At 68.5% G+C, this 16,339-nt stretch carries 15 protein-coding genes; 7 read left to right on the forward strand and 8 right to left on the reverse strand.

The window, feature by feature from the left end; all coding sequences use genetic code 11:
* The first annotated feature begins 235 nt into the window (after positions 1–235).
* A complete protein-coding gene (locus tag ACYVKL_RS12805; RefSeq protein WP_379162572.1) occupies positions 236–763 on the forward strand; it encodes a phenolic acid decarboxylase in 528 nt (175 codons plus the stop codon).
* A 94-nt stretch (positions 764–857) separates the two neighbouring features.
* Positions 858–1,547 (forward strand): DUF899 domain-containing protein, encoded by a 690-nt coding sequence (locus ACYVKL_RS12810; RefSeq protein ID WP_379162574.1) that lies wholly within the window; start codon positions 858–860, stop codon positions 1,545–1,547.
* A 4-nt stretch (positions 1,548–1,551) separates the two neighbouring features.
* On the opposite strand, the gene ACYVKL_RS12815 is transcribed toward ACYVKL_RS12810, so the two are convergent.
* Positions 1,552–2,316 (reverse strand): GntR family transcriptional regulator, encoded by a 765-nt coding sequence (locus ACYVKL_RS12815; protein ID WP_379162576.1) that lies wholly within the window; start codon positions 2,314–2,316, stop codon positions 1,552–1,554.
* A gap of 138 nt (positions 2,317–2,454) precedes the next feature.
* Here ACYVKL_RS12815 and ACYVKL_RS12820 point away from each other — a divergent pair, with 138 nt between their 5' ends.
* From ACYVKL_RS12820 to ACYVKL_RS12840, 5 genes are read left to right on the forward strand one after another with little or no spacing between them, the layout of a single operon-like run.
* Entirely contained in the window at positions 2,455–3,441 is a 987-nt protein-coding gene (locus ACYVKL_RS12820) for a BMP family protein (protein ID WP_379162579.1), read from the forward strand.
* Position 3,442: 1 nt separating this feature from the next.
* On the forward strand, positions 3,443–5,005 hold the full coding sequence (locus ACYVKL_RS12825) for an ABC transporter ATP-binding protein (protein WP_379162582.1): 1,563 nt from the start codon (positions 3,443–3,445) through the stop codon (positions 5,003–5,005).
* Complete coding sequence (locus ACYVKL_RS12830; RefSeq protein ID WP_379162585.1) at positions 5,002–6,099, forward strand: ABC transporter permease; 1,098 nt, start codon at positions 5,002–5,004, stop codon at positions 6,097–6,099. The genes ACYVKL_RS12825 and ACYVKL_RS12830 overlap by 4 nt, the downstream gene beginning before the upstream one ends.
* Positions 6,096–7,022, forward strand: coding sequence for an ABC transporter permease (locus tag ACYVKL_RS12835; protein WP_379162588.1), 927 nt, complete (start codon positions 6,096–6,098; stop codon positions 7,020–7,022). The genes ACYVKL_RS12830 and ACYVKL_RS12835 overlap by 4 nt, the downstream gene beginning before the upstream one ends.
* A gap of 26 nt (positions 7,023–7,048) precedes the next feature.
* The gene (locus ACYVKL_RS12840) at positions 7,049–8,029 is read left to right on the forward strand and encodes an ornithine cyclodeaminase family protein (protein WP_379162591.1); all 981 of its coding nucleotides are present in this window, start codon (positions 7,049–7,051) and stop codon (positions 8,027–8,029) included.
* Between the two features lie 10 nt (positions 8,030–8,039).
* Here ACYVKL_RS12840 and ACYVKL_RS12845 read toward each other — a convergent pair whose 3' ends face one another.
* Genes ACYVKL_RS12845 through ACYVKL_RS12875 form a run of 7 tightly spaced genes read right to left on the reverse strand, consistent with a single transcriptional unit; the run spans position 8,040 to position 16,178 of the window.
* Positions 8,040–9,518, reverse strand: coding sequence for a chlorohydrolase family protein (locus tag ACYVKL_RS12845; RefSeq protein WP_379162594.1), 1,479 nt, complete (start codon positions 9,516–9,518; stop codon positions 8,040–8,042).
* Positions 9,515–10,771, reverse strand: a complete 1,257-nt coding sequence (locus ACYVKL_RS12850) for an amidohydrolase family protein (protein ID WP_379162597.1) — start codon at positions 10,769–10,771, stop codon at positions 9,515–9,517. The genes ACYVKL_RS12845 and ACYVKL_RS12850 overlap by 4 nt, the downstream gene beginning before the upstream one ends.
* Complete coding sequence (locus ACYVKL_RS12855; protein WP_379162600.1) at positions 10,768–12,297, reverse strand: ABC transporter substrate-binding protein; 1,530 nt, start codon at positions 12,295–12,297, stop codon at positions 10,768–10,770. The genes ACYVKL_RS12850 and ACYVKL_RS12855 overlap by 4 nt, the downstream gene beginning before the upstream one ends.
* Before the next feature lie 8 nt (positions 12,298–12,305).
* Positions 12,306–13,349 carry an ABC transporter ATP-binding protein gene (locus tag ACYVKL_RS12860; protein ID WP_460771900.1) on the reverse strand — a complete coding sequence of 348 codons (1,044 nt, stop codon included), beginning with the start codon at positions 13,347–13,349 and terminating at the stop codon, positions 12,306–12,308.
* Positions 13,346–14,374, reverse strand: coding sequence for an ABC transporter ATP-binding protein (locus ACYVKL_RS12865; RefSeq protein ID WP_460771902.1), 1,029 nt, complete (start codon positions 14,372–14,374; stop codon positions 13,346–13,348). The genes ACYVKL_RS12860 and ACYVKL_RS12865 overlap by 4 nt, the downstream gene beginning before the upstream one ends.
* Positions 14,371–15,255: an ABC transporter permease gene (locus ACYVKL_RS12870; RefSeq protein WP_379162603.1), complete on the reverse strand. Its 885-nt coding sequence runs from the start codon at positions 15,253–15,255 to the stop codon at positions 14,371–14,373. The genes ACYVKL_RS12865 and ACYVKL_RS12870 overlap by 4 nt, the downstream gene beginning before the upstream one ends.
* The gene (locus tag ACYVKL_RS12875) at positions 15,252–16,178 is read right to left on the reverse strand and encodes an ABC transporter permease (protein ID WP_379162606.1); all 927 of its coding nucleotides are present in this window, start codon (positions 16,176–16,178) and stop codon (positions 15,252–15,254) included. Before ACYVKL_RS12875 ends, ACYVKL_RS12870 begins: the two co-directional genes overlap by 4 nt.
* Positions 16,179–16,339 lie beyond the last annotated feature (161 nt).

Here is a 16,339-nt window from a genome sequence, read left to right on the forward strand (position 1 = left end):
TCCATGTTCCAGTAGCGCGTACAGCTCGCGTCGCTGCCGGTCATCCGGCACGGCGAGAGCGGGCACCGAGCTGAACACCTGCTCGTCGAGCTGTGCGCGCAACGCCGCGCCCGCGGGGTCGGCATGACCCCGCGGGCCCGGCGGTCCGCCGGGGTTCCTCGAAACGGCGTGATCAGCGGATAGGCTGGCCGGGGACACCCGGGGCTCGATGCAGGTCGGCCGAGAGGAGTGCACGATGAGCGCCGAAGAAGCTGCCACCATACCGGCCTGGGCCGGTGACCTGACGGGCATCGTCGGACAGCACCTGATCTATACGTACGAGAACGGCTGGAAGTACGAGCTCTACGTCCGCAACTCGCACACCGTCGCCTTCCGCTGCCTGATGGGCCCCATGTTCGGCCGCTGGTCCACCGCACAGCCGGCCAAGATCGTGCAACTCAGCGACGACATGTTCAAACTCGCCTGGGTGGAACCGACCGGCACGGTCACCGTGGTCATCGCCTGGCTCGGGGAACGCCGCGTCCACACCACCATCTGCTACCCGCAGTGGATGCTCGACTACCCCGAATTCACGCTGGGCCGCTACGAGGACAACACCCCCGAGATCACCGCGGCCCGCAACCGCGGCCCCACCTACCCGCAGACATTGGTCGCCGCCACCGGCCACATCACGTTCCTCGAAACCCGCAGCCCCGACGACGACACCGTCATCGACCGGCCGCCGGGCAAGCTCCCCCACGATTACGCGAACCGCGCCAACTGATCCGGACCCGATCGCGCGGCACCGATGAATTCGGCGAGCCCCCACCGTCTCTGCCTACAACACGCAATCCGTGAGCCGGTCAGGAGGACCTCCCGTGAGCACCCACCCGTTGCCACCGATAGTCGACGCCGCCACCTGGCGCAAAGAACTCGAAACCCTGCGCACCCGTGAGAAGGCCGCCACCCGCGAACTGGACGCCATCGCCGCCCAACGCCGCCGCCTCCCCATGGTCGAACTCCCCGCCTACACCCTGGAGGGCGAAGCGGGCCCGATCGCCCTCGCCGACATCTTCGAGGGCAAATCCCAGCTGATCGTCTACAACCACATGTGGTTCGAGGGCAAGGAATGGCAATGCCCCGGCTGCACCGGTTTCACCGCCCAGTTCACCCGCCTGAACTTCCTCGACAACTATGACGCCCGCTTCGTCATCGTCACCCAGGGCCCGATCGACGAAGCCCTCGCCTACAAACGCCGAGTAGGCAACAAAATGCCCTGGTACTCGACCGCCAACAGCCCTTTCGGCACCGATATGGACGCCCCACCCGCAGGCGGCTTCGGCGTCAACGTCTTCTTGCGCGACGGCGACACCGTCTACCGCACTTGGCACACCAACGGCCGAGGCGTAGAACAACTCACCCACACCTTCCCCCTCATCGACCTGCTCCCCTACGGCCGCCAGGAAGAGTGGCAGGACTCCCCCACCGACTGGCCCCAATCCCCCACCTACAGCCGCTGGGGCACCTCCCAGGAAGTAGCCGCCGCCTACGGCGACCCGGCTCTCTGACCGGTTACGCCTCCCCGCGCACCAGCCGCATCGAGTCGCGTTGCGGCATGCGCTGGCGCGTGCGGGTGGCGGTGACCGGGTCGATGGCAGGCATCGACCATTGTTCGGACAGGGCGATGCTGGGTTCGCGGCCGGAAGCGACGTGCCGGTAGGCGATTTCGGCGGCGGCTGCGGGATCGTGGTCGGCGATGGCGGCGTAGAGGAGTTCGTGTTCCTCGCATTGCGTGCCGGGGTCGCGTTCCTTGGTGAGGTGGAACAGCCAGCGGACCCGAGATTCCAAGGGGCGCAACAGGGATTGCAGCAGCGGGTTACCGGAGATATCGACGATCACGGCGTGGAAGCTCGCGTTGGCGGCGGCGATCGCGGCCTGATCGCCGCGGGCGGTCGCGTCGCGGGCCGCGGTCAGTTGGTCGCGCAGCACGGCCAGGTCGGCGGTGGTGACGCGTTCCGCGGCGAGCCGGGCCGCCAGCACTTCGAGGCTCTCCCGGACGTCGAACAGGTCGCGCACGTCGGCGACGGTGAACGGGGCGACGATCGCGCCCTGCCGGGGCACGATCACCACCAGCCCTTCGCGTTCCAGCATCTGCAACGCCTCGCGTAAGGGGATGCGGGAGATCGCCAGTTCCGCGGCCAGGTCTCGTTCGACGAGTCGCTGGCCGGGACTCAGCCGCAGATCGATGATCCGGTCCCGCAATTCCTCATAGGCCTGATCCCGCAGCGACTTCTTCGTCGTTTCCTGCGCCACGACACCGTCCTTCCGCTCCCACACGCCTCCCACGGTAGCGGCCCGCGAAGTGGGTCACGATTTCTTACGTTTCGGTAATCCGCACGTCACATGGGGAAACCACGCTCATCATCTAATGGTATACCGCTAAGTCGGCGGAACGTTCGAGCAAGGAGTCCCCCCGTGCACAAGTCCACTCGACGCGCGATCGCGTTCGGCTCGGCCGCACTCGCCGCCGCCGCTGTCCTGTCGGCCTGCGGCTCCGCCGACACCGCTTCCTCCGGCGGGAAGCTGAAGGTCGGTGTGTTCTTCCCCGGCTCGCTGTCGGACACCGGCTTCATGCAGTCCGGCTACCTCGGATACCAGCGCGTCTCCGAAAGCCTCGGCGGCAAGGTCGAACTCAGCAAGGTCGAGCAGGTCGCGGCCGCGGACTACCAGCAGGCGCTGGTGCGCTTCGCCTCGTCGAACGATCTGGTGATCTCGCTGGGCGGGCAGACCGACGCCGACGTGCGCAAGGTGGCCCCGCAGTTCCCGAACGTGAAGTTCGTCGAGATCGGCGGCCCCGCCGACGCCAAGCCGCTGTCCAACCTCGCGTACTACGACCCGCAGCAGGCCGAGGCCGAATTCCTCAGCGGCGCGGTGTCTGCGGCGGGATCCAAGACCGGCACGGTCGCCTTCGTCGGCGGCGTCGAACTTCCCGCGATCGTCAATGCCGCGACCGCGTACGGCAACGGGGCGCGCTTCACCAAGCCCGACATCAAGGTGCTGACCCCGCAGTACGTCGGCGATTTCAACGATCCGGCCAAGGCGAAGCAGGCCGCGCTGGCCGATTACGGCGCCGGCGCGGGTGCGCTCGGACAGATCGTCAACCTGGGCAAGGCGGGCATGGAACAGGCTGCGGCCCAGTCGAATACCGCGATGATCGGTGGCCCGGTCCCCGGCGACTGCACCAACCCCGCCTACCTCGGCTACGTGCACACCGACATCGGCGCCGAGGTCGAATACGCCGTCGATGCCGCCGTGAACGGGACCTGGAAGGCCGAGAACGTGAAGTTCGGGCTCACCTCGCCCAACCACGGCACGGATTTCAAGCTGTGCGACCAGAGCACCGCCGACGCGCTGGCCAAGGCCGAGACGGCGCTGTCGACCGGCGCGGTCAAGCCGTACTGAGATGAGCGATCCGGCATTGGCCCTGCAGGGCCTCGGTAAGAGTTTCGGCGCGGTCCGGGCGCTGCACGGGGTCGATGTCACCGTCGAAAAGGGCACCGTGCATTGCGTTCTCGGCGAGAACGGCGCGGGCAAGTCGACGCTGTGCAATCTGGTATTCGGCGGCTACCGACCCGATTCCGGTCGAATGTCGCTCGGCGGCATGACTTTTCAACCCGATTCACCGGCCGCGGCAATGGCCGCCGGAGTGGCGATGGTGCATCAGCACTTCAGCCTGGTGACCACCATGACCGTCGGGGAGAACCTCGCCCTCACCCAGAGCGGATGGCGGATGCGCCGCGGTGAACTCGCCGTCCGGCTCGACGACATCGCCGAGCGCTACCGGCTGCGTATCGATCTCGATCAGCGGGTCGCCGCCATGCCGGTCGGCGCGCGGCAGAAGGTGGAGATCGTCAAGGCGTTGCTGCGCGATCCCTCGCTCATCCTGCTCGACGAACCGACCGGGGTCCTGGATCCGGCCGAGATCGATGCACTGATCGACACCTGCCGCGCGATCGCCGCTGACGGCAAGGCGGTGGTGCTGGTGACGCACAAACTCGGCGAGGTCGCCCGGGTCGCCGATGCCGCGACGGTATTGCGCCGCGGCACCGTCGCGGGCGGCGGGCGGCTGCCGGGCACCACGGTGTCGGAGCTGTTGACCGCGATGGTCGGCCGCAGCCCCGCCGACCTCGACCCGACCGTCGCGGCCACGCTCGGCATCGATACGGCCTCGGCTGCTGTTGTCCGACAGGATCATTCGCCTAAGCCGGCAAGCGGGCCCGCGGTCCTCGAGGTGGCGGCGCTCAGCGTCGACCACCCCGACGGCCGCACCGCGCTCCACGATGTGGCGATCGCGGTGCGGCCCGGCGAGATCGTCGGCATCGCCGGGGTCGAGGGCAATGGCCAGAGCGAACTGGTGAGCGTGCTGTCCGGCGCGACTCCGGCCGACAGCGGCCGAATCACCTTGGACGGCAGCGACATCACCGCGGCCACACCCGCGAGCCGGACCAGGCTCGGACTCGGCGTCGTCCCCGAGGACCGGCATCGCGACGCGATGATCGCCGACATGTCCCTCGCCGAAAACCTGTTCCTGGGCAGGCTGGGCCGCTTCCGCCGCTTCGGTCTGCTCGACAAGCGGGCGATGGGCCGGGCCGCGCAGGCCGAACTCGAGCGTTTCGATGTGCGGGCCGCCGGGCCGTGGGTGCGGATGGGGTCGCTCTCGGGCGGCAATCAGCAGAAGGTCGTGCTGGCGCGTGAGCTGTCGACGGAGAACCTGCGCTGCCTGGTCGCCGCCCAGCCGACGCGGGGACTCGATATCGGGGCGGTGGATTTCGTGCTGACCCGGCTGCGGCGCGCGGCGGCCGACGGCTGCGGGGTGCTCGTGGTGTCCAGCGAGGTGCCGGAACTGCTGGCGCTGTGCGACCGGGTGTTCGTCGCCTACCGGGGCGCGCTCACCGGGCCGGTGTCGACCGCCGATCCCGCTGCGGCACAGCAGATCAGTGAACTGATGATGGGAGTCGCCGGATGAGCGTCACGGCATACCGGCCGATCGTGGCCGCCGCCGCGGCCATGGTCGCCGCCGGGCTGATCGGCCTCGCATTGGCCGCCGCGGCCGGTGCGGCACCCGGCACCGCGGTGACGGCTTTGTGGGAGGGGATGTTCGGCAGCAATTACGCGGTCGGCGCATCCCTCAATGTGGCCGCCACCCTCATGCTGGTCGCGGTCGGCTTCACCATCGCGCACCGCGCCGGACTGGTGAATGTCGGTGGGGAGGGCCAGATCTGCGCCGGCGGTATCGCCGCCACCGCGATCGGCACCACCCTGACCGGCGCGCCCGCCGCGGTCACGCTGCCCGCGGTGCTGGCGGGCGCGGCGGCCGCCGGATGGGCGTGGGCGGCGATCGCGGCGTATCTGCGGGTGCGGCGCGGCACCAGCGAGATCATCACCACGCTGCTGCTGAACTTCGTCGGCCTGGCCCTGGTGTTGCTGGTCGTGCACGAGCCCGCGCTGCTGCGCCAGCCGGTCACCTCCTCCGAGACGCTGCCACAGTCCGAACCGCTGACTTCCGCAGCGCATCTGCCATTGCTCGGCATCCCGCGCTCCCCTGCGACCATCGCGCTGTGGATCGCGCTGGCAGCCGCAGTCGGTACCGCGATCATGGTGCGCCACACAGCACTCGGCACCCGGCTGCGCGCGGTCGGGCGCAATCCCGACGCGGCGGCCCGGCTCGGCCTGCCCGTCGATCGGCTGCGTTTTCTCAGCTTGTCCGGAGCGGGCGCGTTCTCGGGCCTGGCGGGCGGATTGCTGGTCGCGACAGCACCGTTCGTGCTCGCCGAGGGATTCTCTTCCGGTTACGGCTTCTCGGGACTCGTGGTGGGGCTGCTGGCCCGCGGCTCGCTCACCGCGGTCGCCGCGGTGTCGATGCTACTCGGGTTCCTGGTCTCCGGTGGCATCAACCTGCAGCTGGCGGCGAACGTGCCCGCTTCGACGGTCTCGGTCGTGGAGTCGTTGATGATCGTGTTCATCGCGGGCGCGGCCATCTGGACCACGCGACGCCCCAAGGTCGAAACATCCGACACCCAGGATGTTTCCATGCCGGAGCTGACGGGGGCGACGCGATGAGTCTCGACACTGTCACCGATATCGCCACCAGCGGAATCGGTTTCACCCTACCAATCCTGGTGGCCGCCAGTGGCGAGCTGGTCAGCGAACGTGCCGGAGTGCTCAATCTGAGTCTCGAGGCGATGATGCTGACCGGCGCGTTCGCCGGTGTCCTCGGCGCGGTCTCCACCGGTTCGCCGGTGCTCGGCACGCTCGCGGCCGTCGCGGCGGCGGCGATCTTCGGTGTGGTGCAAGCGGTGTGGAGCGTCGCGTTGCGGGCCGACCAGATCGTCGTCGGAATCGCGAGCAATGCGCTGGCGCTGGGCGCGACCACCTACGGTGCACGATTGCTGCTCGCCGATGGCAAGGGGCACAGCGCTCCGGGTTTCGACCCGCTGCCCATTCCGCTGCTGCACCACATCCCGGTGGTCGGGCCGGCGTTGTTCGGGCAGACGGCGCTCGGCTATCTGTGCATGCTGCTGGTCGCCGTGCTCGCGGTGGTGTTCGCCCGGCGCACCAAGCTCGGTCTGGTGGTCGACGCCATCGGCGAGGATGCCGTGGCGGCGGATCGCACCGGGCTTCCGGTGCGCGCGGTCCGCTACGGCTGTGTCCTGGTGGCCGCGGTGGCCGCCGGTCTGGGCGGCGCGCAGCTCGCGCTGTCGGAGGTGCATTCCTTCAGCGACAACATAACCGGCGGCATCGGCTATCTGGCCGTGGTGGCGGTGATCGCGGGACGGTGGCGGGCGCTCGGGGTGGTCCTGGCCTCGGTGTTCTTCGGTATCGCCCAGGCGCTGCAGTTCGCGCTCCCCGCGCTCGGTCTGCACGTGCCGTTCGCGCTGCTGGTGATGCTGCCCTATCTGATCGCGATCGTCGCCGTGAGCGGGTTGGTCGGCAACAGCCGCTCCCCCCGCGACCTGACCGTCGCGTTCGCCCGAACCTTCTGACCCGCAACCGTTCTCGAGGAGCACCGTTGACTCTGATCCTGTCGCATTCCGATGTGCGCGCCGTGCTCGACCGCGGCGAGGTGCTCGCGGCGGTGGAACGCGCACACGCCGACCTCGCCCGCGGCACCGCGGTGGTCCCCGCCCCGCCCGCCATGTCCTTGGGCCGGGCCGCGTTCATCCCGATGGCCGCCGCCGCCGAATCCGCGGGCGCGGCCGCCGTGAAACTACTCGCCGATCTGCCGGACAACCGAGCCCGCGGGCTGCCGGTGCAGCGATCGGTGATCGTGGTGACCTCGGCCGAGCACGGCGGCTGCGAGGCCCTCATCGACGGCCGGCTGGTCACCGCCGTACGCACCGCCGCCGCCACCGCGGTCGCGACGAAATACCTGGCCCGCCAGGCCAGTTCGACCCTCGGCGTGATCGGCGCGGGCAACCTGGCCGTCGAGCACACCCGCGCGATCGCCCGCGTCCGCGCCCTCGACACCGTCTACGTCTGGTCCCGCACCGCCGCGACCATCGGCGAATTCCGCACTGCCGTAGCCGATCTCGACCTCACCATCGAAGCCCTCGACACCCCCGAGGCGGTCACCCGAGCCGCGGACATCCTCTGCACCCTGACCCCGTCCCGCGACCCGATCGTGCACGGCGCCTGGTTCACCCCCGGCCTCCACGTCAACGCGGTGGGCGCGCCCCCACGCAACGACCACCGCGAGGTCGACGGCGAGGCCATGCGCCGCTCCCGCGTCATAGTCGACTCGATCGCCACCACCCTCACCAAATCCGGCGACACCCTCCTCGCCATCGCCGAGGGCGCGATCCCCGACTCCGCGGTCACCACCGAACTGGGCGACGTCATCACCGGAACCTCCCCCGGCCGCACCACCGACACCGACATCACCCTCTACAACTCCGTCGGCATCGGCCTCCAGGACCTGGCCACCGCCCGCCTGATCATCGACAAGGCCCGAGCCGACGGCATCGGCACCGAAGTGGACCTCAGTTCCTGACCGCATTCGCTCAGGCGGTGAACCGCGTTCGGGGGAAGGATGACGGGAAGAGGGCGTCGGGGTTGCGGCGCAGATAGTCCCTTTCGGAGTACGCCTGGCGCATGCGGTCGAACAGGGATTGGGCGCGGCGGGCCATGGTGGGTAGGTCGATGCCCGGCAGTTCGCCGTCGCGCATGACGATGCGGCCGGCGATCATCGAGAAGGTCGCCGCGCGGGCCGTGCTGTTCATGCAGATGGTGCGGATCGGATCGTCGAGGACGCCGTCACGGATGTCGCCGAGCCGGAAGGCGACCAGATCGGCGGTGGCGCCCGCCGAGATTCGACCGAGGTCGGGGCGGCCGAGGGCGGTGGCGCCGCCCAGCGTCGCGGCGGTCAGGTAGTCGCCGTAGCGGGCCGCGTCGAGGCGGTGTGCGGCGACCTTGGCGACGTTGACGCCGGTGTCGATGCCCCGGATCAGGTCGGGCGGAAAGGAATCGGTGCCGAGTGCGAGACCGACTCCGGCCGCCCGATAGCGCTCGAAACTGTCCAGGGCCGCGCCGTAGCGCGCCGAGGTGAGCGGGCAGTGCACGATCGTGACGCCCGCGCCGGCCAGAGTCGCGACGTCGACATCGGTCCCCAGGCCGACGAGCGGATGCGAGTCGACGTAGATCCCGTGCGGCAGCAGCAGTTTCGGACCGAGCAGACCGGTGCGCTCCAAGACCTGGAGCGGAGGCGCACCGAACTTCTCCAGCACGAGACTGCGTTCGGTGAGCCCCTGCAGCGCGTGCAATCGGACCAGCACCCCGGTCTCGGTGGCGAGCTTCGCGGTCCGCCGCAGCAGATCTTCGCTGAGTGTCTCTATGCGACAGGGCAACAGGACGCCGTGCACCAGATCGGAGGGGTTGCGGCGGGCCCAATCCAAGAATCGTTCGGCCCCGTCGAATCCTTCGAGACCCAGCGCCTCGTTCCAATACAGGGAGCGGGTCCCGTCGTCGTCCACCACATTCACCGCGGACCGGTAGCTCGGCCCGAGATAGACACGCAGCCCCAGCCGTTCGGCGGTCCCGGCCATGGCCACCGCGTCGTCGAAGGTCTCCGCCCAGTCGCTGTGCACCTCCGAGGCGATGGGCATGGCGGTGGTGACGCCGTGCAGCAGCAGCTGGACGAACCCGTATTCGCGGATGAAAGCCCGTTCGGCGCTGTCGAATACCGCTCGCCGCCGCTGCTCGGCATAGTCGCGGGACCACTGCAGCCCGAGTCCGAGCTCGGGTGACTGCCAGGAGTCGATCAGGGCGTGGTCGATATCGGTCAGCGCGTCGAGGTCGATGAATCCTGGCATCAACAGGGCCTCGCCCAGATCGACCACCTCGTCCACCGCCGCCGCGCCGTGCGGCCCGACGGCGAGGATGCGCGTCCCGTCGACCACGACCTCCGCATTGTCCAGCAGCACATGCCCGTCCCCCGAATGGGCGAGCACATGCGCTGCCCGGATGGCGCGACGCACGCTCACCTCCCCTTCCCGCCGGGCCACTCGAAACCCTCCAGAGCCGTGTCGACTTCGATGACCGCCCCACGATGCACAACGGTCCGCTCAGCAGGCCGATCCATCACGGCCTCGGTCGGGCTGAGCGCTTCGACCAGCAAGAATTCGGCGGGATCCCCCGGCTCGAACCCGGGGTGCAGCCCGAGCCGGTCGAGGACGCCCAGGCGGCGATCGATCACGCCCGCACCGCCCCAGGTAGCGATGGCGAGCGCGTGCTCGATCTCCGCATCGCCGGAGAATCCGTTGGTGAAGGCCAGTTGCCAGGCCCGATCGAGCATGTCGCCGTTGCCGTACGGGGACCAGAAGTCACGCTGGCCGTCCATGCCGACCCCGACTCGCACCCCGGCCGCCGCCAACTCGAGCAGCGGCAGCTCCCAGCCGTTCCCGCCCGCGGCATGCGTGATCGCCACCTCGTTCGCCGCGAGGCGGGCGATCGCCGCCGCGACGCCGGGCAGGCGGCTCGCGAGACACCGCGCATGCGAAATCGTCACCCGCCCTTGCATCCCGAGCGCCTCGACCCGTTCCAGGATGAGCGACAGCGTGAACAACCCGAGCTCGCCGGCCTCGTGCAGATGGATGTCGACATCGACCTGATGCCGTTCGGCGAGCAGGAAGACGGCGTCGAGGTGGCGCACCGGGTCACGATCGATCTCGCACGGGTCGATGCCGCCGATGAGGTCCGCGCCCGCCCGCAGCGCCGCGTCGAGCAGTCCCACGACGCCGGGTTCACGCAGAATCCCGACCTGCGGGAACGCGACGATCTGTACATCGGCGACCTCGGCGTAGCGTTCCCGCGCCGCCAGTACGCCCTCGAGCTTGTCCAACCCGGAGTCGGCATCCACCTGAGCGTGGGTGCGGATCCGGGTGGCGCCATTGGCGACCGCCACGGCGAGGGTGAACGAAGCCCGTTCCGTGACGGTCCGTTCCGCCGATCGCCAGTGCTCCCGATCGTTCATGATCCGGCCCCAGCGGCCGGGCCCGCCGGTGTAGCGGCGGACGGGCAGGCCGAGACAGCTGGAGTCCAGGTGCAGATGGACGTCGGAGAGTGCGGGCAGGATGAGCCGACCGCCACCATCGAGGTACGTGCGGGCGGCGGTCGCATGGTCGGCCGGCCCGGTCGCCGATACATCGGAAACCTTTGCCACTACCCCGTTTTCGATGACCAGGTCGACCGGCTGCCCGCCCCACGGGTGCACGTTGCCGATGACCAGGTCGGTCATGCGGCGGTCCGGAAGGTCGCGGCGTGCACGGTGATCATGCCGTCGGCCCGCGGCGTCCAGTTCAGCTTGGGGTTCACCGCGTAGTTCGTGTCGGGCGTGTACAGGCCGACGAGCAGTGCCCGAGCATCGTTGAACTGGAACAGTTCTCGGTAGGCGTTGATCCGGGCCGGCCCGCTGACCGTGCGTGTCTTGGCGACCAGCGCGGCGGTGGCGGGCAGCATGGCGTAGTCGTTCTGCTGGCCGCCGAACATGGACGACACGGGTGCGTCACCGTCCAGCGTCGAGGGCGCGTAGGTGTTCAGGTACAGGCCCTTCGCGGTCTTGGTGCCGTAGATGATCTGCGAGAAGCTGCCCTGATCGGTGCCCTGCAGGGTGACCTTGATGCCGACCTTGGCGAGGTCGCCCTGAATCGCCTGCGCAATTTCGGAACTCAGCGGGATGCGGCCGTTGGTGGCGTACTGGAACGGGATCTCCTGGCCGGTGTAGCCGGACTCGGCGACCAGCTGCTTGGCCTTGGCCGGGTCGTACGTGGCTCGCGGATAGGCCGGGTCGTAGCCGCCGACATTCGCCGCGATGAGCTGATTGTCGACCGTCGCCTTTCCGGCGAGCACGTTCTTCACGATGCTCTCACGGTCGATGGCCACCGCGATGGCCGCGCGTACCTTCTCGTTCGCCAGCGGTCCGCCCGACGAGTTCATGCCCAGGAACGTGACGCCGTTGGACACTTTGGATTTGACGGTGACGTTCGACGAACCCCCCAGCGCGGACACCTGATTCGGCGCGATGAGCGCCACATCCAGGCTGCCGGACTGCACTCCGTTGAGGCGGGCGTCGGCGTCGGCCACCGTCTTGAAGGTCACCTTCTCCACGGCCGGCGCCGCACCCCAGTAGTTCGGATTGCGTTTGACCACGTACTCGACACCGCGGGTGTAGTGGTCGAACTGGAACGGACCCGAGCCGACCGGCGCGGCGGCGAAACCGGCGGAACCCAGCTTGGTGTACACGCTTTCGGGCACGATCGAGACGCCGGTGACAATGGTCGGCCACGCGGCGTACGGGGCATTCAGCGTGAACACGACGGTGTTCTGCGGTCCGACGGCCGCGGACTCGAACATCTCCATATAGGAGGCCGGGTCGCCGGACGGCGTCGCCTTGATCGTGTTGTAGGTGAAGGCGATATCGGACGGTTTCACCGCCTCACCGTTGTGGAACTTGGCGTTGTCGCGAATCGTGAACGTCCACTTCGTGAAGTCGGCATTCGGCTCCCAGCTGGTGGCCAGCAGCGGTGTGATCTTGCCGTCGTCATCGAAGCGGGCCAGCTGATCGAAGGCCGCGAAGTAATAGTTGTAGCCCGCCAGCGAGCCGTCGACGATCGGGTCGGGGACATGCTCGGGCTCGGCGACCGCGCCCACCACGATCGCATTGCCCGAGGCGCCGGAGCTGCCGGCGGGAGCACAGCCGGTCAGCGCCATGGAGGCGGCCACGACGGTCAGTGCGGCCATGGCGGCGGGGATCTTGAATCTCACTGGTGTTCCTAATCACTGAGAAGGGAAAGGGATTTCGCGGGTCGGGTCGGCAATGCCGGGAAATGGCAGGCGACCGAGTGACCCGTACGACCGAGCAGATCGAGCGTGTCGGCCGGGTCGAGCGGCGTGAGCCGGGGTTCCCGCTCGGCGCACTCGGCTCGCGCGTCGGGGCATCGGGTGCGGAATGTGCACCCGCTCGGCGGATTCGCGGCATCGGGCATCTCGCCCCGCACGAGCACCGCGGCGTCACCGTCACGCCGATGGGGATCGGGGACCGGTGCGGACGCGATCAACGCGCGGGTATAGGGATGGCTGGGATCGGTGAAAATCGCTTCGGTCTCGCCGATTTCGACGAGCTTTCCCAGATGCAGCACGCCGACCCGGTCGGCCATGTGCCGGACCACCGAAAGGTCGTGCGCGATGAAGAGATAGGAGAGCCCGAGCCTCTCCTGCAGGTCCTGCAGCAGATTGATGACCTGCGCCTGCACCGACGCATCGAGCGCGGAGACCGGTTCGTCGAGGACGAGGACCTCCGGTTCCAGCGCGAGCGCGCGTGCGATGCCGAGGCGTTGCCGTTGCCCGCCGGAGAACTCGGCGGGGCGGCGCGGCAGCGCATCCGCGGTGAGCCCGACCTGGTCCAGGAGTTCCACGACCCGCTCACGGGAGTATCCGCCGACGATGCGAAGCGGTTCGGCCACGATGTCGTGCGCGGTCATGCGCGGGTCGAGCGAGGAGTACGGGTCCTGGAAGACCAGTTGCACCCTGTTCCGCAGTGCCCGCCGGGCTCGCGGCGACAAGGTGCGCAGGTCCCGGCCGAGAATCCAGACGCGCCCGGCGGTCGGGGTGTTGATCCCGAACAGGGTGCGCACGAGCGTGGACTTGCCGCCTCCGGATTCGCCGACCAGACCGAATGTTTCGCCGCGAAGGACCTCGAAGGTGATCCCGTCGAGGGCGCGCAGTGTTCGAGATCGGCGCAGTCCGCGACGAATGTCGAAAGTCACCGCGAGGTCTTCGACCCGGATGACGGCTTCGGGAACAGCGGTCGGATTCATGACCATGCCTCCTGTCCGGTGACGGCCCGCGCGGGCGGGCAGGCGATCGCGTGACCGGTGTTCGACGCGACGAGCACCGGTGTGGCCGTGGCACACTCGCTGCCCTTTCCGGGGAATTCGCATCTCGGCGCGAACCCGCAGCCGCGCGGACGAGCTGCCGGCGCGGGCGGCGACCCGGGGATGGCGTAGGCGCGGCCTTTGGTCTCGGCACCCGCCTGGCCGAGCAGGCTGCGCTGGAGCCCGCGGGTATACGGATGGGTGGCGTCGTCGAAGACCTGCCAGACCGTGCCCGTCTCGACGACCCGGCCCGCGTACATGATCGCGACGCGGTCGGCGTGCTGAGCGACGAGTCCGAGATCGTGGGTGATCAGCACCATGCCCGCTCCGCTGCGTGCCCGAGCCGTCGCCAGCACGTCCATCAACTGGGCCTGAATGGTCACGTCCAAGGCTGTGGTCGGCTCGTCGGCGATCAGCACCGCCGGATCGTTCGCCATCGCCATCGCGATGACGGCGCGTTGCCGCATGCCGCCCGACCACTCGTGCGGATAGGCGCGGGAGCGCTGCTCGGGCTGCGGAATACCGACTTCGGCAAGCAGTTCGACGACCCGCCGGCGGCGGGTCTTGGCGTCGAGACGCTGATGGATCGCGAGGGCCCGCTCGATCTGCGTCCCCACCCGGCGCACCGGGTTGAGCGAGGTCATCGGATCCTGGAACACCATCCCCAGTTCCGCCCCGCGCAGCCGACGCAGGGTCGTCTCGTCCGCCCCGACCAGCTCACGCCCGCGGAACTTCACACTGCCGGAGAAGACGGTCAGCGGCGGCGTGAGCAGACCCAGCACGGCGAGCACGGTCACCGACTTGCCGGAGCCGGATTCGCCTACGAGACAGAGCACTTCACCCGCCTCGAGGCGCAGGCAGACGGAGTCGACGAGCACCACCCGTTCGCCGGATTCGGTCACGTAGCCGATGGTGAGATCGGTGACCTCGAGGAGCGGACCGGTGTCGTGGGATCGGTTCTCGCTCATGCCGTCACCGCCTTCCGGAAAGGCGCCCGAACACCGGTCGCCCGGCGCGGTCCGCGCTTCTCTGCGGTGAATCGCCGGCTGATCAGCAGGGTTCCGGCAATGACGAGCAGCAGCGCGACCGCCGGAACGATCGTCAGGAAGGGCGCCTGCCGGACATACTTCTGGCCGTCGGTGATCATCAGTCCCCAACTGGGAGTGGGTGGTTGAACACCGAGCCCGAGATAGTCGAACGTCGAGATCATGATCATCACGTTCCCCAGATCAGCGGTCGCCAGAATGCCCACCGGCACGAGCACGTGCGGCACGATGTGCTTCCGCATCACCCAGCTCGCACTCGCTCCCAGCAGCCGCGGCGCGATGACGAAGTCGCGCGTGGACAGACCCAGCGCCACCGAGCGTCCGACGCGGGCGTACCCCACCCAGAAGGTGAGTCCCAGAATCGTGGCCATCAGCCCGACGCTCGGTCCGCGCACCGCGGAGAGCGCCATGATGACCAGGCTCATCGGAACCGCCAGCTGCACATCGGCATACCCCATGAGCAGGCTGTCCAGGGCGCCGCGGAAGTAGCCCGAGACGGTGCCGATGATCACCCCGATGGCCGAGTTGACCACCACGATGACCACGACCAGACCCAGCGTGATCCGGCCCGCCAGCGCCAGGCGGCTGGCCAGGTCCCGGCCCAGTGAATCGGTGCCGAGGGGATATCGCGCAGTGGTGAACGGCCGGGTGAACGCGTCCGCCAACTGCTGCGAGTACGGGCTGTAACCGTCGGTGACGGGATACAGCAGCGAGAACAGCACGACCACGAGAATCATGACGACGCCGAGCAGCGCGGCGATATCGCGAGCCGAACTGATGCGGGCGAAGAAGGATCGAATCATCGGACTCTCGCTCTCGGATCGACGAAGCCGTACAGGATGTCGACGGCGAGATTGACGATGACGAAGATGGTCGCGATGACGACCAGTCCGGACTGCACGACCGGAAAGTCCCGGCTGAAGACCGAGGTGAGCATCAATTGGCCCAGACCCGGCCAGGCGAAGACGCTTTCGACGATCACCAACCCACCCAGCAGAGTGCCGAAATTGATGCCCGAAACCGTCAGGACCGGCAGTAGCGCGTTCGGCAGCACGTCGCGCAGCACCACTGTCGAGCGCCGTTCGCCGCGGGCATAGGCGGTGCGCACGTAATCCTGTGTGCTCTCGGTGGTCAGCGAATTGTCGAGCAGCCGGGCGTAGACGACGAACTGCGCTGTGGCGATGGTGACGGCCGGCATCACGATGGACAGCGGATTCGCGCTCGCCAGCGACGGCAGCCAACCCAAGGTCACCGAGAACAGCAGCACCAACAGCAGACCGAACAGGAAGTCCGGCACCGCGAGTCGTGCCGCGCCCAGCCCGAGCAGTACCCCGCGCAGCGACCGGATGCCGCTCAGATGCACCGTGAGCACCGCCAGGAAGGCGAGCAGGATGCCGAGCACGAATCCGGCCGTCCCGAGCTGCAGCGAGGCGGGCAGCCGCTCCCCGACGATCGCCATCGACGAAGTGCCCTGCTGCCGGTAGGAGTCGCCGAAGTCTCCGGCAAACACTCCGCGCAGGTAATCGAGGTACTGGGTGAACGGCGGCTTGTCGAAGCCGAGTTTCGCGTCGAGCGCCGCGATATCGGCCTCGGTCGCGGTCTCGGGCAGCAGGGTGGCCGCCGGGCTACCCGTGAGGCGCCCGAGCGCGAAGGCCAACGAGACCACCACGAACACGGTGATCACCGCCTGAACCAAACGGCGTAGCAGATAGACGACCAAGCTCAACTCTTCTCATCCGGGCATGCGGTCTACAGAATTGGAGGGATCCGTATCCGCGTCGTCATCCGGGTGTTTCCGAGCGGTGAACGCTGAGATATATGAAATGACCTGCAAATTGCGATGTTTCGCAACATTCGGGCACACTCGAACGAAGGGATCGAACCGCG

This window comes from Nocardia tengchongensis, from assembly GCF_054781395.1.